Raw genomic sequence first — 24,615 nt, forward strand, 5'->3', positions numbered from 1 at the left:
GTTGTCTTGTTATTTAGTTCATTAAGTATAGCCATTTCATCAGTTGTGAAAGCTAACATATCGATGATGAAAATATTCAGGTTAAAATATATATAGGTGATGAATTGAAATTTTCCGAAGTCAAGGATTTTTCCAACCAACCATTTTGGTTAATAATAAATATGCGAATGGAAAGAGCTAATGGTTCAACTATTAAAAGTTCAATTGTAATAACTAATCAATAGTATTTCCAAGCTAAAAATATTTTTTAGCAACGACCCTGCTAAATAGACATAATTTAATAAATAAAAATATAAAAGATGAAGAACTATAATATACACACAAAATTATTAATACTAGTCATACTAATTGTTTATAACTGTTCTTCTGAAAATACAACAGATGAAAAGAACGTTATTGAAGAGCCTAAACCTACGGTTGAATTACCTACCCTAGAAACCAATGAGGCTCAAGATATAGATGCAATTAGGGCTACCATATGGGGTAATCTAACAAATGATGGGGGAAGTAGTGTTACTGAACGTGGTGTTTGCTATGGATTAAATGAAAACCCTACATATAGTGACACAAAACAAATACCAACCGTTACAAAGGGATCGGGTGAGTTTAAAGTTGATATATCCAATCTTGAGGCGGGATTAGTTTATTATGCGAGGGCTTATGCCGTTAATGGAAAAGGTGTTGGTTATGGTAATCAAGTAAGTTTTAAAACTTTAGAGATAAATGTGCCAATACTCAACATAAGAGAAGTAAAAGTAGCTGGGGCACATGATCTTTTTATTGATATAGATTTAACAGAAAACGGAGATTTAAGCATTGATGAAGTAGGTGTTGTTTTTAGTACGCATGAAGCACCTACTATTGAAGATAACAAAATAGTTAGAGACGAAGTTGAATCTAGTTTTAAACAGCGAATTTCTAATTTGGAACCTGAAACCTTGTATTATATTAGACCATACGCTATAACTTCAAAAGGTGTTTCATATAGCGACCAAATAAGCATGCGTACCATTAAAAAAGGAAATTTTACTTGGTATTTTTGGAATGAAGACCCCAACGCCGATGCAGAAACAAAGGCTACTTATGCTCGTATTAGAGCTGCTTTTGACGAAGCCACGGAATACTACAATAATTTTACTTCTATAGAAAAGCATGTCAATGTTAATTATTCACCAGGCACGCCAACTGCAGACGCAAACTTTGATGGGTGGATAAATATGGGAGCAAATTCCAGTTACCAAAAAACAGGTACAGCTATGCATGAAATGGCGCATACAGTAGGTGTGGGAACACACGCAAAATACTGGGAATTAATGCAAGGTAGTTGGCAAGGTACACGAGCAAATGACATTTTAAAAATGATGGACAATAATCCAAATGGGCAAATATCAGGAGATGCAACCCATTTTTGGCCTTATGGAATTAATGGTGCCCATGAAGATACTGGCGATCCGATGCTTTATATTAAGCATGCCTTGATTATACAAGGAATGAAAACGGATGGATTACCAAGTAATTAGAAATTAATGCCATTATTATGGGTTTAACTTTAAAAAGAATTTTTTTAATAGTTTTTATTCAATGCTATTCATCTGTTTTTGGCCAGATGTCATTCGGTAATTCAAAAAAGATAAATGAAGATTGGAAGTTCATTCTTCAAGAAAATGAACAATTTAAGCAACCTACATATAACACTGATGTGTGGGAAACAGTTAATATACCGCATGATTGGAGTATAAAACAACAGTTAAACCCTACTTTGGCAAGCGCAACAGGCTATCTGCCAGGTGGTATTGCTTGGTACAGAAAAATTATACATGTTCCATTAGAAAAGGATGGGCAAAAAGTGTACTTATATTTTGAAGGTGTTTATAATAGAAGTGAGGTATTTATTAATGGCAAATCTTTAGGAAAACGTCCTAATGGATATATTTCTTTTGCATACGATGCTACACCTTATATTAAGTATGGTGAAGATAATACAATTGCTGTACGAGTTGACCATAGTAAAAGTGCCGATTCGCGTTGGTACACCGGATCGGGTATTTACCGTAATGTTTGGTTAGTATATTCAAATCCGGTGCATATAGCACAATGGGGTGTATATGCATATCCTGAAGTTGAAGAACACTTAGGAACACTAAATGTTGAAGTCGAATTAGCAAACGAATCTGGTATTAAAGCAAGCTTAGTAGTAGTTAATGAGTTAATTACAAATGGTGGAATAACAGTAGCTAAAAGCTCAAACAGAATTAAAATAGCTTCAAACGAATTAGCGAAGATTTCAACCAAATTAAAAGTTAACAATCCTAAATTATGGAGTATAGATGTGCCAAATTTATACCAACTTAAAACAAAGGTGTTTAAAGATGGTAAGGTAATAGACCAATCTATTACACAAACAGGGTTTCGTAAGTTTACTTTTGATGCCAATAAAGGATTTGCACTTAACAATACTTGGATGAAAATAAAAGGTGTATGTCTTCATCATGATGCAGGTGTTTTAGGTTCGGCAGTACCACGGGAAGTTTGGGAAACCAGATTACAAACCTTGAAAGACATAGGTGTTAATGCCATAAGAACGAGCCATAATCCACAAGCACCGGATTTTTATGAACTTTGCGACGAATTAGGCTTATTGGTTTTAAATGAAGCGTACGATGAATGGGAATTTCCTAAACGTAAATGGTTGGAAGGCTGGAACCAAGGAATACCAGGATACGAAGGCAGTTATGATATTTTTGCCGATTGGGCTGAAAAAGATCTAGAAGACATGGTGCGTCGAGATAGGAATCACCTGTCTGTTTTTGCATGGAGTATCGGTAATGAGGTCGATTATCCTAACGACCCATATTCGCACCCTGTTTTAGATGGCGGCGGTGGTACAGGGTTTTCACAAGCGATGTATGGTGGTTATAAAAAAGAAGCACCAGATGCTATGCGTCTTGGAGCTATTGCAAAACGTTTGGTTGCAGCAGTAAAAAAATATGATAGATCACGTCCTGCTACAGCTGGTTTAGCAGGAGTAGCTATGTCTAACGAAACGGAATACCCAGAAACTTTAGACATTACAGGGTATAATTATACCGAAAGTAAATACCAATCAGATCATGGGAAATACCCTAACCGTATCATTTATGGTAGTGAAAATAGGCACGATATCGAAGCGTGGTTGGCCGTAAAAAACAATGAACATATTTTTGGGCAGTTTTTATGGACAGGTATCGATTATCTTGGAGAATCTGGTAGGTGGCCTTCAAGAGGGTTTTATTCAGGATTATTGGATTTTTCAGGAAACATAAAACCAAGAGGCTATTTTAGGCAATCACTTTGGTCTAAAAAACCAATGATATACATAGGGACCTATATTTCAAATAGAAGAAATGATGGAGAATTATCTATGGATGCATGGCCATCATGGAACTATCGAGAAGGTCAACTAATAAAAGTGGTTTGTTATACCAATGCATCTAAAGCACGTCTGGAATTAAATGGTGAAATTATTGGAGAAGAAAAAAACTATAATCCGGAAACGGGAATTATTTCATGGGATATTCCATATCAATCAGGAAAATTGGAGGCAATAGGTATTAATGATGATGGTAAAGAAGCGAGCCACTATACAATAAGTTCATCAAAAAGACCATATGCTCTAACAGTTAAAGTTGAAAAAAATATTATAAGTAAAGATAAAGGAGTTGTTCAATTAATGGTGGAGGTTGTAGATGAAAATGACGTACCTGTTATGCACTCCGATGATGAAATAACATGTAGTATAAGTGGCCCAGCTAAATTGTTAGGAATGGAAGCCGGTAATAATAGTGATATGACCGATTACACAGATAATAAGCAACGGGTTTTTCATGGTAAAATTTTAACCTATATACAGGCAACAGGTGAAAGTGAGCCAATTGAAGTGAAATTTACAAGTCCTTGGTTAAAACCAGTCAGTGTTGTGTTAGAAGTAAAATAGATTTTAGTACATGGCAAAAATAAAAGTGTGTCACATTGAGCGCAGTCGAAATGCAATTAAAAGCATTTTTTCCAATGTCTTCGACTGTGCTCAGACTGACATCTGAATATATTTGAATTTTTGACATGTACTAAAAAAATAAATAGTTATTACAAGTTAAGATGAGCCATCCATGCTAAAAATATTCTTAACACACAGGAGCTTGATTATGGATGCACCATCTGACCGATAAAAAACAATAAAATAAACAGATGAACCATCCATGCTAAAAATATTCTTAACACACAGGAGCATGATTATGGATGCACCATCTGACCGATAAAAAACAATAAAATAAACAGATGAACCATCCATGCTAAAAATATTCTTAACACACAGGAGCATGATTATGGATGCACCATCTGACCAATAAAAAACAATAAAATAAACAGATGAAACAATCCATGAGGACTAAGTCCATACATGCGAGTATGATTATCTAAGGTGTGTTCATGTGAATATTGAAAAAACAATAAATAAACGAGTTCAATATGTGCACATGAAAAAAGGAGGCCATAAATCAATAAAATAGAATTAATATAAAATAGTATCTATAATAATCTTTATATTTGATAAGTGTTGTTTATACGTTTATAAAATATGTTTTCATTTTTTTTAAATAAGTAATGAAACCATAGCAATTCATTGAACTCATCTTGACTTATTTGCTTCAACCAAAAAAATCAAGATGAGTTCATTATATACCAAAGAACTAAACAATAATAACTATAACATTTAGAAATGAAACTAATGAAATCATCAGTCTACAGGCTTATTTTAATGTGCTTTACAGTAGCAATTTTGTTTTCTTGTAAAGAAGTTAAATACACTAATTATCTATTTACCTATTTCACTGGAAATGAGCATGGAGAAGAAGCCATCCGTTATGCCTTGAGTAGCAATGGTTACAATTATTATGCGCTTAATAACAATCAACCTATAATAGATTCAAAAAGAATAAGCTCTTCTGGAGGTGTGAGAGACCCTCACATTTTACGTGGTGCAGATGGAAAAACGTTTTATATGGTGGTTACAGATTTGTATGTAACAGAACAAGGTTGGAACAACTATGCCATGATTTTAATGAAATCAACAGATTTGATTAATTGGTCGTCAAGCATTATAAACATCCCTGAAACATATCCGCAGGAATATGGTGATATTAAGCGTGTTTGGGCACCACAAACCATTTACGATAAAACAACCAATCAGTACATGATTTACTGGTCTATGCTAGGAGATACAGGACCAGATATTATTTACTACGCTTACGCAAATAAAGATTTTACAGGATTAGCAACTACCCCAAAACAATTGTTTTATAGCCCATCAAACAGTGCCTGTATAGATGGTGATATTATTTATAATGATGGGAAGTATCACCTATTTTTTAAGAACGAAAGTGCTGGAGGAGGTATTAGGCAAGCGGTATCTGATAAAATAAATGAAGGTTATGTTCAGTTAGATGGTTTTTTCGATCAAACAGATGCGGCAGTAGAAGGCTCTGGAATTTTTAAGTTGATTGATTCAGATGAATATATTTTAATGTACGATATGTACACATCAGGAAAATATCAGTTTACTAAAACAAAAGATTTGCAAAACTTTACTATTGTAGATGATGAAATTTCTATGAATTTCCATCCAAGGCATGGTACCGTAATTCCTATTACAGAAGAAGAAACTCAGGCTTTAATTCAAAAATGGGGCTTGTTGGATAAAAGTGCCTTTGTAAATTTTAATTCTGATGCCGTTAGGAAACATAATGTTGATATAAATGACGAATCAGGTACAATGTACATTCCTGTAAAATTGGGAACAGACATAACAAATTTAGACCTAAAAATTCAAACGGTGCCGTGGGTTAATCTAAAAACCACAGGAGTACAGGATTTTTCAAAAGGTGCTGTAGATTATGTTGTTGAATCAGCAGGAAAATCAAAAACGTACAAAGTTTCGGTTCATGAGGATAACAATCCTGTTTTAAGTGGGTTTTATGCCGATCCGGAAATTATTTATTCCCATAAAAATAACAAATACTACATCTATCCAACAAGTGATGGTTTTACAGGGTGGTCCGGTACGTATTTTAAAACATTCTCATCACCAGATTTAATTAATTGGACAGATGAAGGTGTGATCCTTGACTTAAAAAAGGATGTAAGTTGGGCAGACAGAAATGCCTGGGCGCCTTGTTCTATTGAAAAGAAAATTAATGGTGCTTATAAATATTTTTATTATTTCACGGCAGCACAGAAAATAGGGGTAGCAGTATCAGACAATCCAACAGGCCCTTTTGTAGATTCTGGAGAACCATTGATTTCAGAAAGACCAGAAGGAGCTAAAGGCGGTCAAGAAATAGACCCAGATATTTTTACTGATCCAGTGTCTGGGAAAAGCTATCTGTACTGGGGCAATGGCCACATGGCGTGTGTTGAGTTAAATGACGATATGGTCTCTATGAAGCCAAACACCTTAAAACTTTTAAATCCAGATAACACTTTTAGGGAAGGTACCGAGGTTTTTTATAGAAACGGAAAATACTACTTTATGTGGTCTGAAGACGATACAAGAAGTCCAAACTATAGAGTAAGATATGCCACTTCAGATGCTCCAACAGGGCCATTAAATATTCCAGAAAATAACATTGTAATAGAAAAAAGACCAGAAGATGGCATTTACGGTACTGGGCACAATAGTGTGATACAAACACCAGATACCGATACATGGCATATTGTCTACCACCGTTTTAACAGGCCTAACGGTATTACAATGGGAAGAGCTGCAGGGTTTAACAGGGAAGTCTGTATAGATAAATTGGAATTTAATGCCGATGGAAGTATCAAGCCTGTAAAACCAACGGTGTCTGGAATAAAATCAATAGAATAAGTTTATGAAAAAAGTAATTTTAAGTATAATTGCATTAAGTTTTGTTCTATTCACTTCATTCTCCAATGAAAAAAAGTATGTAAAATCAGAAAACGGAATCATTGCAACCGTTGGAGAAACCAAGATCCAAATTCAATTTTATTCATCTTCAATTGTAAGGGTGTTAAAGTCCCCTTCCGGTTCTAATTTAAAGAAAGAATCGCTCACAGTCATTAAGCCGTTAGAAGATCTAAAACTAAAGATATCAAACAAGAAAGATATTATTGTTTTAAAATCAAAAGACATAAAAGTTCAGTTAAATTTAAAAACAGGAGAGGTTTTGTACGAAGACTTGAAAGGCAATAGTCTGTTAAGTGAGCAAAGCGTGGAAAATCAATTTACACCTTTCAATGATGCAGGGAAACAAAGCTATATGGTAAAGCAATCGTTTCAGCTTGCCGCAGATGAGGCCATATATGGTTTAGGGCAATTACAAAATGGTAAGCTCAAGCAAAACAACCAAGAGGTCACGTTAAAAAACAGCAACCATAATATTACTATACCATATTTTTATTCTATAAAGGGTTACAGCGTTTTTTGGGATAATTATGCTGAGACAAAGTTTGTGGATTCTGACCAAGAAACATCGTTTGAATCCTTGGGAGATTGTGTTGATTATTATTTTATGTATGGAAAAGGAGGCGCAGGAGCCATAACTAAAATGAGGGATTTAACAGGTCAGGCACCCATGTTTCCTTTATGGACCTATGGGTATTGGCAATCACGAGAGCGCTATAAAACCCAGGATGAACTATTAAGTGTCGTAAAAAAGTATAGAGATTTAGAAGTGCCTTTGGACGGTATTATCCAGGATTGGAGATATTGGGGAGAAGATAGCTTATGGAATGCCATGAAATGGGATGTCGATAGATTTCCAAACCCAAAAGAAATGGCTGATAAGGTGCACGCTATGAATGCCCATTTAATGGTAGTTGCATGGCCAGGTTTTGGACCGTTGACGGAACAATACGCTGTATTTAAAGATAAAGATATGCTGATTGATTTTGATACGTGGCCACCAAAGAGTGGTACAAAGCCATACGATGTTTACGACGCAGAAGCTAGGGATATTTATTGGAACTATTTAAATAAAGGGGTGTTTTCAAAAGGAACGGATGCTTGGTGGCTGGATTCCACAGAACCAGACCATATTAATGTGAAAGACAGTGATTTTGATCAACAAACAAAATTAGGATCCTACCGCTCAGTATCAAATGCATTTTCTTTAGAACACACAAAAGGTATCTATGAACACCAAAGAAAAACCACCGAAAGCAAAAGGGTATATATATTAACCAGGTCAGCATTTGCAGGGCAACAACGTCATGCAGCAAATTCATGGTCTGGCGATGTTCAATCCTCTTGGGATGCTTTAAGAGAACAAATTCCTGCTGCACTAAACTTCACCATATGTGGGATACCTTATTGGAATGCAGATATAGGAGGTTTTTTTGCAGGGAGACATCGTAAAGGAGGCGGTGTGGAAAATCCTGAGTTTAAAGAACTGTATGTGCGTTGGGCTCAGTTTGCAACCTTTACGCCTATGATGCGTTCACATGGTACAGGCTTGCCAAGAGAAATTTATCAATTTGGAAATAGAGGTGATTGGGCTTTTGATGCCATTGAAAAATCAATCAAATTAAGATATAGATTGTTGCCTTATTTGTATTCAACCGCTTGGAAAGTAACAAATCAATCCGATTCGTTCATGAAAGCACTTCCATTGGAATATCCAAAAGACGAAAAAACACTAAATATTGCAGATGAATATATTTTTGGAAGCTCATTTTTAGTTGCTCCCGTAATAAATCAAATGTATTCCAAAGGAAAAGACGAAAACATGGTTGAAGATTTTAGTGAAGTTAAAAATCGTTCGGTTTACTTGCCTGAATCAAATAACTGGATTGATTTCTGGACAGGAGAAACCATAAAAGGTGGTCAAGAAATAGTTAGGGAAACTCCTATAGATATCATGCCATTATATGTAAAAGCAGGTGCCATCATTCCTTGGGGACCAGAGGTACAATATGCGAATGAAAAAAATTGGGAATCTTTAGAAATACGGGTTTATCCAGGATCCGATTGCGAATTTACTTTATACAATGATGAAGGGGACAATTATAATTACGAAGAAGGAAAATATAGCACGATTAACTTTAAATGGGATGACAAGTCAAAAAAATTAACCATAGGAGAACAACAGGGAGATTATAAAGGTATCATAAAGCAATATGACTTTAAAATTGCTTTAGTCGGTAATGATAATGGAGTTGGTTTGGAGAGTTCAAAAAAATATGAATTAGTTTCCTATAGTGGCGCTCAAAAAACAATACATCTAACTGGAAAATAATGAAGTGGTTTAAACTTTTTTGATTGAAGCGAAAATCAGTCATTTTTTGTCCAATCGAAGCCTTTTTAGAGTTGCATAGCATTGCTACGGAAAGAAAAAAAGACGTAGAGTGGGCAAAAAAAGGCGATTTTTTAGCCAATTGAGAAAAGTTTAAACCACTTCAATAAATATTTTTTGGGAGCTTCCTGATTCTTTAAATACTTAAAATAAAAAACCATTCACAGGAAAAATGAAGAACTTAATAAGTATAAATCTATTCCTTGCTATAGTGGTTTTCTTTAATTGTAAATCATTAAGAGAAGGAATAAAAACCACTAAGGAAGAACCAAAGGATACGGGTGCTTATCTTATGGTATACTTTAAAGATGATGACCATAGTTTGCATATGGCATTAAGTACCGATGGCTATAGTTTTACCGATGTAAATCAAGGAAAAGCAGTGGTGTTAGGCGATACCATTGCAAGTCAACAAGGCATTCGAGACCCTCACATCTCTAGAGGACCAGATGGTGCTTTTTATATGGTAATGACCGATCTTCACATTTTTGGTAAAGAACAAGGTTTGCGAGACACCCAATGGGAAAGACCTGCTGAAAAATACGATTGGGGCAACAACCGTGGCTTCGTACTTATGAAATCGTACGACCTGATTCATTGGATACACAGTAATTTCCTGTTTGATGAAGCTTTCGAAGGTTATGAAGATATGGGTTGTGCCTGGGCGCCTCAAACGATTTACGATCCGAAGGAGAAAAAAATGATGGTGTATTTCACCATGAGAATGGGGCACGGGTTAACAAAAATGTATTATGCTTACGCCAATGAAGATTTTACAAAATTAATTACCGAACCTCAACTGTTGTTTGACTACCCAAATGAAAAGATTCAAGTGTTGGATGCCGATATAACGTCTTTACCAGATGGTCGTTATTGTATGATGTATGTCGCGCAGGAAAATCTAGGAGGTATAAAAATGGCGTTTTCAAACGAAATAAATAAGGGATATGGATACAATCCGGAATGGATTGATTCAGAACCAGGTTCTTGCGAAGCACCCAACGTATGGAAACGATTGGACAGCGAAACATGGGTGCTTATGTATGATATTTTCAGTATAAAACCACACAATTTTGGTTTTGTTGAAACTACGGATTTTAAAACCTTTAAAAATTTAGGGCATTTTAATAAAGGTGAAATGAAAACAACAAATTTCACGTCACCTAAGCACGGTGCTGTTATTCCTTTAACTACATTAGAAGCTATCCGGTTGTCAAACCATTGGGGAATGTCACCTTCATTTAAAAATGAAGAACCATGAAGAAACTAGTGTTAAAATCGGTTGTTTTATCAATAGTGTGTGTCTTTACCTTACAGGCACAAAATACGAATTTTGAAGGCTATCTATTTGCCTATTTTGAAGGTGCAGCAGAAAGCAGAAAAAGTGAAGAACAACTGCGTTTTGCAATCAGTGAAGATGCAATTAACTGGACGGCCTTAAATAATAACAAACCTATATTAAATTCAGACGACATTTCACAATCTGGAGGTATTCGCGACCCGCATATTTTAAGAGGCGAAGATAAAAACTCATATTACATGGTCGCTACCGATATGTCAACAGCATCAAATGGTTGGAAGGAAAATCCGGGAATCGTATTGTTGAAATCTGATAATCTAACTGAATGGAAACACCGTAAAATAAATTTGTCAAAAGATTATCCAGATAAATTTGCTGAAGCCTATTGGGTTTGGGCGCCGCAAACCATTTATGATCCTGTGGTCAAAAAATACCTAATTTATTTTACGGTAAAATTTAAAGATGATGATAAGTTAGATTTTTATAGTGCTTATGCCAACAAAGATTTTTCAGGATTCGAATCTGTTCCAGCATTAATGTACCGTGCTAAAGACGGCGCCATTGATGGTGATATTATTTATAAAGACGGAACGTATCATTTATTCTACAAGGGAAATACCAAAGATGAAAATGGTAAAGAAATTAAAAACGGGATAAAACAGGCAACCAGCAAATCGTTACAAGGACCGTGGAAGGAATCGTTTGAGTATCTTGATTCTTATGCCAATAATAAAACAACGGTTGAGGGATCTTCAGTTTTTAAGTTGAATAATTCTGAAGAATATATTTTAATGTACGATTTATATTCTAGTGGACGCTATGAGTTTCAGCGTAGTAAAGATTTATACAGTTTTACTCAAAAACCAGAATCCTTCACCAAAAATTTCCATCCAAGGCACGGAAGCGTTATAGAAATTACCAAGGAAGAATTAAACCGACTTAAAGACCAATGGGGAAATGTATCTGAAAAGCCAAGGCATTATAAGTCGCAAGGCAACCCCATTTTTACCCATAAATATACTGCCGATCCTGCCGCCCTTGTTGAAGATGATACCCTCTGGTTATATACAGGTCATGATTTCGAAGGTGGTCAAAAAGGCTATAAAATGAAAGATTGGTGTGTGTTTTCCACTACAGATATGCAAAACTGGACAGAGTTCCCCGTTCCGCTTAAAATTACAGATTTTCCATGGGCAACGAGTGGAGACGCTTATGCTGGTCATGTTATAGGGAAAAATGGAAAATATTATTGGTATATAAGTACCAATTGGAGTGGTATAGGAGTAGCAGTTTCCGATAAACCTGAAGGGCCATTTAAAGATGCTTTGGGAAAACCTTTATTAACGAATGAAGATTGTTTTGCCTCTTCACATTCATGGGCATGTATAGATCCTGCTATTTTTATTGATGATAACGGACAAACTTGGATTTTCTGGGGAAACAGACAATGTTACTATGCCAAACTAAAAGAGAATATGATTGAAATTGATGGTGAGGTAAAACAATTAAATTTTGAAGGTTTTGAATTTACGGAAGCCCCTTGGATACATAAACGTAAAGACAAATATTATTTAACTTACGCTACAGAATTCCCTGAAAAAATAGCCTATGCCATGGCCGATAGTATTGAAGGCCCTTATGAATACCAAGGCATTTTAAATGAAATAGCTGGGAATAGCAACACCAACCACCAGGCTATTGTTGAATTTAAAGGGCTATCATATTTTATATATCATAATGGAGGCATACAAACTGATGGTGGGAGCTATAGCCGATCGGTATGTATTGATAAACTGGAGTATAATAAAGAAGGAACTATAAAGCCGATCATAATGTCGACAACAGGAGTTAATAAATAAACAACTCCTATGGACTTGAAGTCCATAGTTTTGTTTGCAGACTTTTTGTCTGCAAGATTAGTTTGCGAAATTAATCGGTGAAATTTTACCGCAGATTCGCAAATTTTTAACATTTTAGGTAATCTGCGAATTTGCGGTAAAAATTTTTAGAACTAAAAGGGAAATGCACAAAAATGCATAGTTTTAACTATTTCTGTGACCAATAAACAGCTTACGAAGTATGAAATATCCATGATTAATTCTAATCATATTAGAGGATGGTTATTCGGATATTCATCTGACCTTAAAAAACAATATTATAAACTGATGAAACTAAGCAACGTATTCAAACTAATTGCTATCACTACGATTTTGGTAGCCTGTAAAAACAGTATAAAAAAAGAAATTGTTGTAACCGAAGCACTTAAAAAGGAGATGGGTTTTAAAGCATGGGCACAAACGCCGCCAATGGGCTGGAATAGTTGGGACTGCTATGGTCCTACGGTAACAGAAGATGAGGTAAAGGCAAACACAGATTATATGGCAGAAAAGCTAATGGGCTATGGCTGGGAATATGTTGTGGTCGATATTCGATGGTTTGTGGAGAATACAAAGCGCCATGGTTATAATCAAAGTGATCCAATTTATGTAATGGACGAATACGGTCGTTATATGCCTGCAGTAAATAAGTTTCCGTCAGCAAAAAATGGAGATGGTTTTAAAGACTTAGCCGATTACGTACACAGTAAAGGCCTAAAATTTGGAATTCATATCATGCGAGGAATTCCAAAAACTGCAGTTGAAAATAAACTTCCCATAAAAGGAACCAATGGTATTACGGCAGATCAAATATATTCAACCGAAAACCAGTGTAAATGGTTAAAAGATAATTATACCATTGTAGCCAACAAACCTGGAGCTCAAGAATATTATAATTCTATTTTTGAGTTATATGCGAGTTGGGGTGTAGACTTTATTAAGATAGACGATTTGTCAGCACCAATTTATCACAAAGATGAAATTGAATTAATAAGAAAAGCTATTGATAACTGCGGACGTAATATAGTGTTAAGCACGTCCCCTGGCGAAACACCTGTAAATGCAGCAGGTCATGTAAGTGAACATGCCAATATGTGGCGTATGGTAAATGATGTTTGGGACAGTTGGTGGCATATTAAGCATTTAATGGAGGTAAGCCAAGATTGGTTCGATTATATTAAACCGGGTACTTGGCCAGATTGTGATATGATTCCTTTGGGAAGGTTAGCTATTAGAGGTGAGGTTGGAAAAGACCGTATGGCAAATTTAACCAAGGAGGAACAATATACGTTAATGACGTTTTTTACCATTTTTAAATCCCCGTTGTTTTTTGGAGGCGATTTACCTAGTAACGATGCGTTTACGCTGTCGTTGTTAACCAATAAAGAGGTGTTAAAAATGCATGCGGAAAGTACTAATGTGCGTAAACTGTATTTTGAAAATGAAAAATTAGCAATTACCTCAAAAAATGAAAAGGAAGGTGTGACTTATTTAGCATTATTCAATGTGTCAGATGCCTCATCACTTGATGTAGAAGTGAAATTATCAGATTTGGGCTTATCAGGAAAAGTTAAGATATCCAATATGTGGAAAGGCGAAGAAGTTGGTGAGTTTAATCATGTTTTTGCTCAAACGTTAGCCCCTCACGCCTCGGGATTATATAAAATTGAAGCTGTAAAATAAGTATAATAATTAGAAAATGATAGAAACCAAAACAGCAAAAGTTACTATAAAATCCGATTTAAGCGGTTCGGTGGGAGAAGGCAAGTTGTTATTTAAAGCAAGCGATTCGCCTTGGAGTCGCGAAAAAGATAGTAAAGGTAATGACAGACCAAATAAGGTAACCGACGGTCCTTTTTTGTTTAAAACAGGAACAGGACGTTTGGGAATGCTCTGGACAAGCTGGATTTACGATGTTTATGTACAAGGTGTTGCTTATTCTGAAAGTGGCACTTTAGATGGGCCTTGGATTCAAGAAAAAGACCCCATAACGCCACCAAATTTTGGTCATGGAATGCTGTTTAAAACTTTCGAAGGAAAAACATTAATGGCCATTCATAGCCATAAAAAGATAGGAGAAAAAACAATTAGAATCCCACATTTGTTTGAAGTAGACTTATCTGCTGATAAATTGGTAGTAGTAAAGCCTTTTATTCCCTAGTAAATCAATCATCTTGGGATGCTTTAAGAGAACAAATTCCTGTGAATTTACAGGGACGCCTTGGATATATAAACTCAAATATTACTTAACTTATGTGCTATGGGGTTTCCAGAAAAAATAGCCGATGCCATGGCAAATCACATTGAAGCACTTAATTCTATGAATACAATAAATAAAGATACTAAACAAATAACTTATAATTCAGAATATTCTGTGATGAAATACTCGCTTTAGAGTCTTTAAATAAATTCTATTATAATAAAAGGTCGGTACAATTTTGTACCGACCTTTTTAAGTTGTATATAATACGGATTGTGTATTATTTTATAAACTTTATGACTTGATTTTGGTTGTCAATAGTGGCATGTAAAATATAAGTGCCACTACTTAAATTAGAAACATCAATAGATTTTAAGTTTGATTTCCCAAAGCTGTCTTTTGATATTACAGTTCTTCCAAATACATCATAAATATTTAATTTAGAGACGTTAGAACTAGTGTCTATATTTAAAACATTTTTAGCAGGATTAGGATATACTCTCACGTTTAAGGTGTTTTTATTAGGGGAATCTACACTTAGGGTAGCCATATCGTATAACTCAAGGTTATCAATATGAACTTCTGATGCAAATGCATTTGTTACAAGATCAGCACTGTTAAAAGTAATTGAAAGATTAGTAGGATCAGCCCCAGTAGTAAAAGTATTTGAAATGGTTACCCAAGCATCTGAAGTATTTACCTCTATTAATGGGCTATTACTGTTGTCATCAAAGAAAGTATCAGCACCACCATTAATCAGTTTAAATGCGATATGACCACCTACAGTTTTCATTTTAGCTTGTAAACCGTACTGCGTATTAGGAGCAAAGGTAATACCATTAATGTCGAATGCACACCCGCCATTAGAATATGTGCCTTCTCCAGTTATAGTCAATAAAGCTGAGGTTGCACCACAAGCACCCTCGGCATCTACAGCAATAGTTACATCGCCCCAACCACCAAAGTTAGATCTATCCATAACAGTGGGGTCTGAGATTAAGTTAAGATTTGCGTCCAAAGGAGTAAAACAAGGAGAGTCAATTGAAGCAATGACATTAACATTGGCAGATGCATCATAACCACTAAAAATATTTATTTCTTGATTCATTATGTTTGCGCTCGCATCCCATGTGGCAGTCACCGTTGTAGGAGTAGATGCCGTAGCATAAGAAATACTGGCAATGTCCAATGAAATTCCTGTTGGTGCTATTAATGTAATGTCTTCGTTTAAGTTGTTGCCAGTAACTTCAAAAGTTAATTGGGTATTAGACTCATTAAATAATAATTTGGTTTTTGAAACAGTAAGTGCTGGCGCCTCTTGATCAAGGTCATAAATTTCAAAATTATCCAAATAGATTAAATCATCTATGGTAGAAGCTACAAAACCATCACAAGACATAAAGAGCAGTTTTACATTTCCGCTGGCATTGGCACCAGCCGTGATGGTTTGGTCAAATAGCACCCAACCTGTACCATTTGGAATCCCCACAAGGAACGCATCATCCGTAGGGTGGTTGTTTGTAGCAGCTAGGTCCCATATACCAGAAGGTAAGTGAAAATTAAAAGCGTTATCTGCAGCGGTTTCATTTTTAATATGGGCAATAATTTGATACCTATGGCCAGGTACAATAGCGATGCCGGAATCAAATTCTAATACACCACCGTCAGGCCAGCAATTACCTTTTAAAAACAAGCTTCCTGTCGTATCAGTACCACAAGAGTTTTCAGTTGATTTTGGATCAAAATTAGTCCATGCTTTGGCCCAGCCTGTTTGAGAAGCAAAATCGCCATCAAAAGAAGGGTTGGGCACTAGGTTGCTTCCCGAGGGATAGGTTGGAGAATAACAGTCTTGTGCATTTACGTTAAGCGTAAAGCTTAACAATAAAAGCATTGACAATGATAATAGCATTTTGGTAATTTTTTTCATTTTAATAAAGTTTTAATTAATATTTAGTTAGCGGGTAATAAATGTTTGCTTCACATTTGTTACTATGTAAAATTACATGCAATGCTTGAGTTTATTAAGGTATAAATCAGCCAAATAACGTGCACAAAATGTCCAATAATGGAAATTTTAAAATAATTCTAAAAAAAAGGAATCTTAGAATGGGTTAGATTATTTAATCTAAAGAATTCTTAGGGGCTTGCCCCAGGGTTTGCTTCGCCAGTTCGCTTTACTCGTGTCCGCTTCTACCTCTCCTTGAGGCTACGGTGTGCCCACATCTTTAAAACGCCACAGATTCACGAATTGTTTTTTGATGAATCATGCGGTCGGCGTGATAAATTCGTGAAATTTTCATATGTGAATATTTATTGTTTTTAAAAGGTCATATGGACACGAGCGATAGCGAACTGGCGAAGCAATCGCTTTAATCTTCATTGGTGTTTATCTCACAAATTTTATTCTCATTGGTGTTCGATGATTATCAATTGTTTTTCCGAATCATGGCGATTTCATGAATATTTTAAAAACACACACATCAAAATGAACATGCCTTACTGTTAAAAGTAAAAAAAGCACTAAAGATTACACGAATTCCAAGCCTGCAAAGGCTTGGAGGCTTTGGTAAAAGCAGAAATTTATGTATTCGTGGCAAATATTTGTGGGAACACCGTAGTTCCTTGAGGAGAAGTCAAAACTGTCAGGCAGTTTTGGGTGAGGTGTAAAAAATAAATATCGGTTTTTGTGCCTTTAGGACAATAGGAAACGAACAAAACCTGTACTGAGCCTAGTCGAAGTATACCTAGGCTCTGCGGGGATTGTTCGTTTTAAGAAATTTGTTTATTCTACTTGATACCTCGATGGCTCTGTTCGGGGTAGTTCATTTATGTTGTTTTATTGAAATTGACTAATCTTCATAATCAGTATTTGGTCTGTTTATATATTTTTCGTGCAGACACAGTGCCGTTTTCATAGAATTCCTTGATAATATAAAGTCCGTTTTTTAGATGTGTTATGTTGTCTCCCAAGAATTGTCCTGAAAAATTATAAATCTCTTGCTTAATGAGTTTTAAATTCTTAGGAAGGCTATTTTTAGTAAGACTTAAAGCCTTTTTTACATGGTCTAATATTACTGGTTCGATACCTTGACGTGTTGGTGTTATTTGAACAATAGTTCCATCAGGATTAAAACTTAATCGATCGATGCACACTTCTCTATGCGTTCCAGGATCTAATCCAATATAATCGGCATGAATACGATGGTAAACAATGTACCATTCATCCTTTCCCGGTATCTTAATAATTGAATTATGGCCTGTGCCATATATATCATTTTCAGGATCTTGAATGATAACAATAGGTTGGTTGGCAACATTTATAGGACCTGTTGGCGATGTTGAGGTGCCGTAGGCTACATGATAATTGGCCGAACCGGTGTCATCAACAGACCAGAGAAAATAGTACAATCCGTTTCTATAAAACACATGTGTGCCTTCTCGGTACGCATAGGTACTTAAGTTTCCGCCAGATGGCGTTATAACCGATGTAGTACCAGACTTAATGGAAACCATGTCGTCGTTAAGTTCGGCAACGGCCATAAAACCATTTCCGTAGTAGAGGTAATTTTTGCCAGAAATAGGATCTTCAAAAACATCGGCATCAATAAGTTGCCCACCATTAACACCAGATGGTAATTGTGAAATTAAAGGAGAACCCGAATCAATAAACGGTCCAGTAGGAGCGTTTGCTACGGCAACACCAATATTTTTGGTTCCAGCGTTTCCACTAAAGTAGAAAAAGTATTTATAGTTTCCGTTTATATTTTTTTCTATAATGGTGGGAGCCCAAGCGTTACCTGTAGCCCAAGGTACTTGGTTTGATTTTAAATCTAGAATTTCACCTTCATCCGTCCAGTTAACTAAATCGGGTGAAGAGAACACGTTAAAAGTATAGCTGCCCCAACCTGGAAATCCATCGGTAGTTGGATACATATAAAAGTTCCCTGTTTTTTCAGAATATAATATTTCTGGATCGGCATGAAAATTTGGAAGAACCGTATTGACTTCTACATGCACTGAAACCGAATATACAACGCTTATTCCGTTTTGGGTTAATTGATAGTTAATAGGGCCAGTACTAAAATCTTGAAGGCCTGTTGGTAAAATTTCTGTACCTGGTGATGCATACAATTCTGGTTCAAAGTTGGAAATATCTGTACCATAACTAACCGCTAATTTTATTGTTTTGTTAGTAGTGTTTAGATTAAATCCATTGTTTTTGATTCTTTTGTTATTGGCACCTTCAGGAGTAGGAGATAATGCCGTGCTTGGCCATTTAACAACAAGTCTTGCGGCTTCTTCATCTGATATGGATATGGTAGTACCATGGCGGGCACCAATATCATAATTATCTTGTACGAAACTAAAATCGGTAAGATTGGGGGCATTGCAAAATTGATAATGTCCATTGGTGTAGCAATCGTACATAAGTACCCATTGGTTTGTATTTATTAATCTAAAAGCCCCAGACCCTTCTACCGCTTTATTGGTTTGTTGGAGAGGAGGGGAAGGTATGCTCCATTGAGACCCTGGTGCCTCGCCTGTTGGAGCTGTAAGCGTTGGTGAGGTTACCTGACTGATACCTCCCAAGGCTTCATTTTTAAAGAACATATAATATAAATGATCAATCTCATTAAACACAATATCGCCATCAATTGTTGATGTTCCTCGGTCAAAAAGTAACTGTGGTGTGCCTACCAAATCGGTGAAATCTTCGTTAGCATAGCAATAATAAATTCTATCGTAAGGACTAGCAGCATCATCAGTCCATAAAGAAAAGTACACCATATATTTCCCTTCCAGTGGGTCATAAATAGTTTGTGGTGCCCAAACCCGTAATACATTGCCCCATTCGGCAGGCCACTTCGTTGGAAAATGTACAGTGGAATGTGTCCAATTGACCAAGTCGTTGGACTTAAGTAAAACCATACCCCGGTTGCTGCTCCAGCCTTCACTGGATTTCATATCAGTAACCACCATATAAAAGGTGTTTCCATCTTCGTTTCGTAAAATATGGGGGTCACGCACGCCTTTTTTTATGGAAATGGTATCAGAATTTATAATGGGTTGTCCGTCATTTAGTGGGGTGTAATTATAACCATCGTTACTTACTGCAAAACGAATTTGCTCTCCATTAGCATCGTTTCCCGTAAAATAGGAAAGTAAATATGAAGAACGATTTTCTTTTTCGGCAACCCAAACCTCGAAGGTACGGCTTGTTTTTTCATTTCCTTTTAGGAGTGTAGCTGTTAGAATGATACTTTTTTTTCCATTTCCAAACGGTGATAGTTGTTGTACCTGTCCAACGTGGTTTAAATAATCTGGAGCATCAGACGACCAAACCACCATAGAACCTTCTTGGGTAATTGTGGGTAAGTGGATAGATTCCCTAATGTTATTGGTATTACCTGTTATATTTAAATTAGCCAAATCCATTTGAATGCTTTCGGCATCGGAATATAATGGTAACACTGTAACATCAAACGCTTTAACGAACACCGAACCATTTAACTGTAAGGTCGCTGTGAGTACCAAATTTATGGGGCTAGAGCCAATAGGTGGGCGGGTTACTATACCATTTGAAGTAATAACGCCAGTGTTTGATGATGCCCAACTTACCGTAATACCATCGTTGAGGTTTGTTGGTAAAATTAAATTTGAATTTATGGCATCTGCATTTGGGATATGTAGTTCGCTAGCGGCTTCGGCCAGTAATATATCATTTAAAGTACTGTTAAGGGGGGTAATGGCTTCGGCAAGGGATGTGATTTCAGATGGGGTTAAGGCGCCATCGTAAATGATAAAATTATCATATTGAGCCATTTTAAGATATTTGTCCGTTGCATAGCACGAACGCCCTAAAAAATTGAAAGATGTGATGCCTACATCGCTTGGTGTGATAGATACAGAACCTTGTGCTTCAAGGTTGCCATCTATATAAATTTCACCTGCACCATTAAGTTGTGTATAGGTAAGGTTTATCCAACGCCCTTGGGGTAATGGCTGTTCAATAAAAATAGCTTCTTCGCCTTGCCAATGTGTTTTTGAAATAGCGTACCTAGAACTAATGGCACTAAAAAAAAGGTTGCCATTAGCTGTTGTGGCCATGTCTGTAGAATGGGCAAAAGTCCAAACAAAATTTCCGAAATTACTAATTTGATAATCGTTTGAAATAAACAAATTTGTAGAAATACTAAAGTTTTCCAATTGCGAAATATGGGTTCCAAAATAAGAACCAAAGTCAAAATAGCCATTATCATTGCCCAGGGATAAAACATAATTATCACCATAAGGAATTAATGTTGCACCATTTTCTAACGACCCCGAAAAATTGCCTGATACATCTTGGACAGAATCAAAATCGTATTGAACCAAAATAGTAGCTTGTCCGTTTAAATGAGAAGCAAAAAAAATAGAAAACGTAAAGAATAAAGTCTTAATAAATTTTAGTAAAAAATAATTCACAGTAATGCCTCTTTGGTTGGTTTTAGTTGGTTAATACAATGATAACAATCTATTTTATTTTAAAACATGGCTTTTTAAAGTTTGGACATTTCTTCCCCTTATAAATGCTATTTTGTACCCCTTTTGTGGAAATAGGTTTTATGAATTTTGGGTTAGCCATTTAGGTGTGAAATTTAGAGACTGTTTAAATTTTGTTTTTGGAATGTTTTATAGGGTATTTTTTTGTCAGACTAAGGTATTTTGAGATTCATAGCCATAGCTATGGACCGAAAAATAGCTGAAGTATGGCGGAAAAAGGCACATAAAAGAGCCAAAGGATAAAACTTAAACAGTCTCTTACTCCTAAAAAAAAACTAAACCCATCAAGATGTTAAAAAATTACTTATTTATATTACTTCTATGTGTATTGTCTTTTGACTTAAGTGCCCAATCACCTTTAACTATCTATACCGAAGAAAATTATGGAGGAGATTCCCAAGTCTATGAAATTGTTACAGCGTATAAAAATTTAGGAGCATTTGATAATACCATCAAGTCATTTAAACTGCAACAAGGTTACATGGCCACATTTGCAACAAGCTCTGACGGTACAGGATACAGCCGTGTTTTTATAGCTGAAGATGCCGATTTGGAAGTGCCGGTTATGCCCGCCTATTTACATGGTACTGTTTCCTTTATTAGAACCATGACCTGGCATCCAAATGTAACCAAAAGAGGCTGGTGTGGAACAGGAAACCCCATTGAAGATTTGGTAGCCACCAATAGCAGTTGGTTTTATAATTGGGATACGGGGGTTGCAACAACACCTTCTATAGAATATGTACCTATGAGGCATAACCTAAATTGGGCATCTTTTACGCCTGCCAACACTTACGATGGTTATACGCATTTTTTAGGATACAATGAACCAGATCGTCCAGATCAGGCCAACATGACGGTTCAACAATGTATAGATAATTGGAAATATTTTATGGAATCAGGTTTAAGAGTGGGTTCCGTAGCGACTTCAGATCCATTTAATGGCTATCTTGGTAACTTTATGGCTGCAGCAGAAGCAAAAAATTTACGAGTGGATTTTGTTGCCATTCACGCCTATTGGAATAAATCTGCTTCGCAATGGTCTGGTGATTTGGATTGGGTATGGAATAGTTTTAAACGCCCTATTTGGATTACTGAAGGCAATAAGGGGGCTAATTGGACAGGAAATAGTTTTCCTGATGGACCAAGCAAGTTAACCGATGCTAACGCAACCCATCATTTCAACAATATTAAGGGCATAATAGATGTGTTGGAAAGTAAGCCTTATGTAGAACGTTATTCGCTTTACAATTGGGTAGAGGATGGAAGGGCCTTTATTGTTAATATCGATGACGGTTTTAGGTCTAGAAATCCAGATTGGGAAAATTATGTTTGGTTGCAAGGAGCCATACAAAATCCCATAGCTACATGGGTGGATGCTAGTGGAGATACAGATTACAGAGTGCTTACACCTGCAGGGGAATATTATGCAGACCATACCTCAAACAAAGCATACAACTCCGCTACAGAGTATGTCCCCACCTGGACACCTATTAAAGAATCCTTAACATTTACAGCATCTGAAGATTTTCAGAGCCTCATTCTTAATTGGGAAGGAAAGAATGGGGAATTAGTTAACAAATACATTGTTCAAAGAAAAGCAGGATTTTCATGGACAACCATATATGATTCCAGTGATTACAATATTCTTAGCACTAGTGAGTCTATACCGACCCAATCTACAGAGTATCGTATTAAAGTAGTAGGAAAGGATAATGTAGAAAGTATATCGGTAAGTTATTTTTATGTACCACAATCTATTGCAGAGGCACCCAATGATTTAGCTGGTGAAGCCATTTCTGCTAAGAAAATAAATCTTAGTTGGTCTGCCGTAACCAATGCAGAGGCGTATAATATAAAACGAGCAACTACTGCTGGTGGAATCTATCAAACCATTGCTTCATATATTACAGGTTTAAATTACGTAGATTCCGGTTTAGAACCAGAAACCAGTTATTATTATAAAATTTCGTCTGTAAATACGGGAGGTGAAAGTGCCGACTCTTCACCAGAGGTTATGGTGACTACCAATGAGTTAGTGGCTCCAAGTGCCGTGACTAATATTTTGGTGGGTTCGGGTGATGCCCAAGTGAAACTGAAGTGGGATTTTATACCAGACTCACAATTTGATATTAAGCGTTCAGAATCAGAATCCGGTACTTTTACCACTATTGCCACAACAGATTTTGATGCTACACAGTATACCGATTTAACCGCTATTAACGGAACTACATATTACTATAAAATTTTAGCCTTTAATGATATGGGAGATAGCGGAGATTCGAATGCGGTTGTTTCAGAACCCGGTTTAGGACAACATCTTTATTATAACTTTAATGAAAGTACGGGAACCAATCCATTGGATAAGTGGGGGCTTAACTCGGGTACGATGATGGCATCGGTAGGTTGGAATACGGGCAAAGAAGGGAGTGGTATTGACTTAACGGGAGTATCTACTTCATATATGTCTATCGAAGATGGATTTTTGAAAGATGTCACCGACTTTACAATCTCCACTTGGGTGAAACTTGATGCGAGTTCTAATTGGATCCGTTTATTTGATTTTGGTACGGATACTAGCACCAGTATGTTTGTTACTCCCCAAAATGGAAGTACGGGAAAATACCGTTTTGCAATTAAACAAAATAATGGAGCCGAAGAACAGATAAATAGCGAAGTTAGTCCTGCTATTGGTGCATGGGTGCATGTGGCGGTAACTCTAGAGGGGAATGTAGGCATCATGTACATAGATGGTGTAGAAGTTGGCAGAAAAGAGGATTTTACCCTTAACCCAGCCCATTTGGGTATAACCACCCAAAATTATATTGGTAAATCACAGTATCCAGATCCTTATTTAAATGGTACCGTTGATGAGTTTAGAATATATAACCGTGCTTTGAGTTCTACTGAAATTACCAACTTAGTTAATACAACGCTCGATGTTGAGGATGCAGTACTGTCTTCAAAATCCGATTATATATTTTTCACTGTGGATAATACATTAAATGCAGTTTATCATGGTAAAGAAAAAGTTGATTATAGACTTTATTCTATAAGTGGGCAATTGGTGGCTAAAGGACAATTGGCTAGCAAAGGTGTAACTAATATGGGTAATTATACAAGTGGAATTTATGTTGTACAAATAGATGATAACATAAACGGCATACAGGCCATTAAGGTTTTGGTTAAATAATAATACTAAACTATATACTTTTACCGTACTTTAAGTTTGGTCAACCTAATACTACAATTTGGTTGGCCATTTTTAATCAGAATATATTTGGCTAATATATAGCCCTTTAAAGAACATTTTATCTCCCATTTTATCAAAGATTGTTTTCTAGATTT

The 24,615-nt window shown here is 36.0% G+C and carries 12 protein-coding genes; 10 read left to right on the top strand and 2 right to left on the bottom strand.

Annotated features, from left to right (window positions below; translation table 11 throughout):
- The first annotated feature begins 299 nt into the window (after positions 1–299).
- From ACGLWY_RS13945 to ACGLWY_RS13985, 9 genes are all read left to right on the top strand, one after another.
- Complete coding sequence (locus tag ACGLWY_RS13945; RefSeq protein ID WP_396620282.1) at positions 300–1,520, top strand: hypothetical protein; 1,221 nt, start codon at positions 300–302, stop codon at positions 1,518–1,520.
- A gap of 86 nt (positions 1,521–1,606) precedes the next feature.
- Complete coding sequence (locus tag ACGLWY_RS13950) at positions 1,607–3,973, top strand: sugar-binding domain-containing protein (RefSeq protein ID WP_396620283.1); 2,367 nt, start codon at positions 1,607–1,609, stop codon at positions 3,971–3,973.
- Positions 3,974–4,762: 789 nt separating this feature from the next.
- Positions 4,763–6,901, top strand: coding sequence for a family 43 glycosylhydrolase (locus tag ACGLWY_RS13955; RefSeq protein ID WP_396620284.1), 2,139 nt, complete (start codon positions 4,763–4,765; stop codon positions 6,899–6,901).
- Positions 6,902–6,905: 4 nt separating this feature from the next.
- Complete coding sequence (locus tag ACGLWY_RS13960; protein ID WP_396620285.1) at positions 6,906–9,290, top strand: TIM-barrel domain-containing protein; 2,385 nt, start codon at positions 6,906–6,908, stop codon at positions 9,288–9,290.
- A gap of 229 nt (positions 9,291–9,519) precedes the next feature.
- Positions 9,520–10,608, top strand: coding sequence for a glycoside hydrolase family 43 protein (locus tag ACGLWY_RS13965; protein ID WP_396620286.1), 1,089 nt, complete (start codon positions 9,520–9,522; stop codon positions 10,606–10,608).
- Positions 10,605–12,506: a family 43 glycosylhydrolase gene (locus ACGLWY_RS13970; RefSeq protein ID WP_396620287.1), complete on the top strand. Its 1,902-nt coding sequence runs from the start codon at positions 10,605–10,607 to the stop codon at positions 12,504–12,506. The genes ACGLWY_RS13965 and ACGLWY_RS13970 overlap by 4 nt, the downstream gene beginning before the upstream one ends.
- Positions 12,507–12,812: 306 nt before the next feature.
- The gene (locus ACGLWY_RS13975; RefSeq protein ID WP_396620288.1) at positions 12,813–14,207 is read left to right on the top strand and encodes a glycoside hydrolase family 27 protein; all 1,395 of its coding nucleotides are present in this window, start codon (positions 12,813–12,815) and stop codon (positions 14,205–14,207) included.
- A gap of 16 nt (positions 14,208–14,223) precedes the next feature.
- Entirely contained in the window at positions 14,224–14,685 is a 462-nt protein-coding gene (locus tag ACGLWY_RS13980) for a hypothetical protein (RefSeq protein ID WP_396620289.1), read from the top strand.
- 99 nt (positions 14,686–14,784) lie between these two features.
- Positions 14,785–14,919 carry a hypothetical protein gene (locus ACGLWY_RS13985; RefSeq protein ID WP_396620290.1) on the top strand — a complete coding sequence of 45 codons (135 nt, stop codon included), beginning with the start codon at positions 14,785–14,787 and terminating at the stop codon, positions 14,917–14,919.
- Between the two features lie 85 nt (positions 14,920–15,004).
- Here ACGLWY_RS13985 and ACGLWY_RS13990 read toward each other — a convergent pair whose 3' ends face one another.
- On the bottom strand, positions 15,005–16,651 hold the full coding sequence (locus tag ACGLWY_RS13990) for a T9SS type A sorting domain-containing protein (protein ID WP_396620291.1): 1,647 nt from the start codon (positions 16,649–16,651) through the stop codon (positions 15,005–15,007).
- 935 nt (positions 16,652–17,586) lie between these two features.
- A complete protein-coding gene (locus ACGLWY_RS13995) occupies positions 17,587–21,189 on the bottom strand; it encodes a family 43 glycosylhydrolase (protein WP_396620292.1) in 3,603 nt (1,200 codons plus the stop codon).
- Between the two features lie 367 nt (positions 21,190–21,556).
- Between ACGLWY_RS13995 and ACGLWY_RS14000 the strand changes: the two genes are divergently transcribed.
- A complete protein-coding gene (locus tag ACGLWY_RS14000) occupies positions 21,557–24,460 on the top strand; it encodes a LamG-like jellyroll fold domain-containing protein (protein ID WP_396620293.1) in 2,904 nt (967 codons plus the stop codon).
- The last annotated feature ends 155 nt before the right edge of the window (positions 24,461–24,615 follow it).

This window comes from Mariniflexile sp. HMF6888, assembly GCF_044335535.1.
In the GTDB taxonomy this organism is placed as follows: Bacteria; Bacteroidota; Bacteroidia; order Flavobacteriales; family Flavobacteriaceae; genus Mariniflexile.

Bases quoted from the DNA above. Each gene is read 5' to 3' on its own strand.
- ACGLWY_RS13945 (WP_396620282.1), top strand. From the start codon at position 300: ATGAAGAACTATAATATACACACAAAATTATTAATACTAGTCATACTA.
- ACGLWY_RS13950 (WP_396620283.1), top strand. From the start codon at position 1,607: ATGTCATTCGGTAATTCAAAAAAGATAAATGAAGATTGGAAGTTCATT.
- ACGLWY_RS13955 (WP_396620284.1), top strand. From the start codon at position 4,763: ATGAAATCATCAGTCTACAGGCTTATTTTAATGTGCTTTACAGTAGCA.
- ACGLWY_RS13960 (WP_396620285.1), top strand. From the start codon at position 6,906: ATGAAAAAAGTAATTTTAAGTATAATTGCATTAAGTTTTGTTCTATTC.
- ACGLWY_RS13965 (WP_396620286.1), top strand. From the start codon at position 9,520: ATGAAGAACTTAATAAGTATAAATCTATTCCTTGCTATAGTGGTTTTC.
- ACGLWY_RS13970 (WP_396620287.1), top strand. From the start codon at position 10,605: ATGAAGAAACTAGTGTTAAAATCGGTTGTTTTATCAATAGTGTGTGTC.
- ACGLWY_RS13975 (WP_396620288.1), top strand. From the start codon at position 12,813: ATGAAACTAAGCAACGTATTCAAACTAATTGCTATCACTACGATTTTG.
- ACGLWY_RS13980 (WP_396620289.1), top strand. From the start codon at position 14,224: ATGATAGAAACCAAAACAGCAAAAGTTACTATAAAATCCGATTTAAGC.
- ACGLWY_RS13985 (WP_396620290.1), top strand. From the start codon at position 14,785: ATGGGGTTTCCAGAAAAAATAGCCGATGCCATGGCAAATCACATTGAA.
- ACGLWY_RS13990 (WP_396620291.1), bottom strand. From the start codon at position 16,651: ATGAAAAAAATTACCAAAATGCTATTATCATTGTCAATGCTTTTATTG.
- ACGLWY_RS14000 (WP_396620293.1), top strand. From the start codon at position 21,557: ATGTTAAAAAATTACTTATTTATATTACTTCTATGTGTATTGTCTTTT.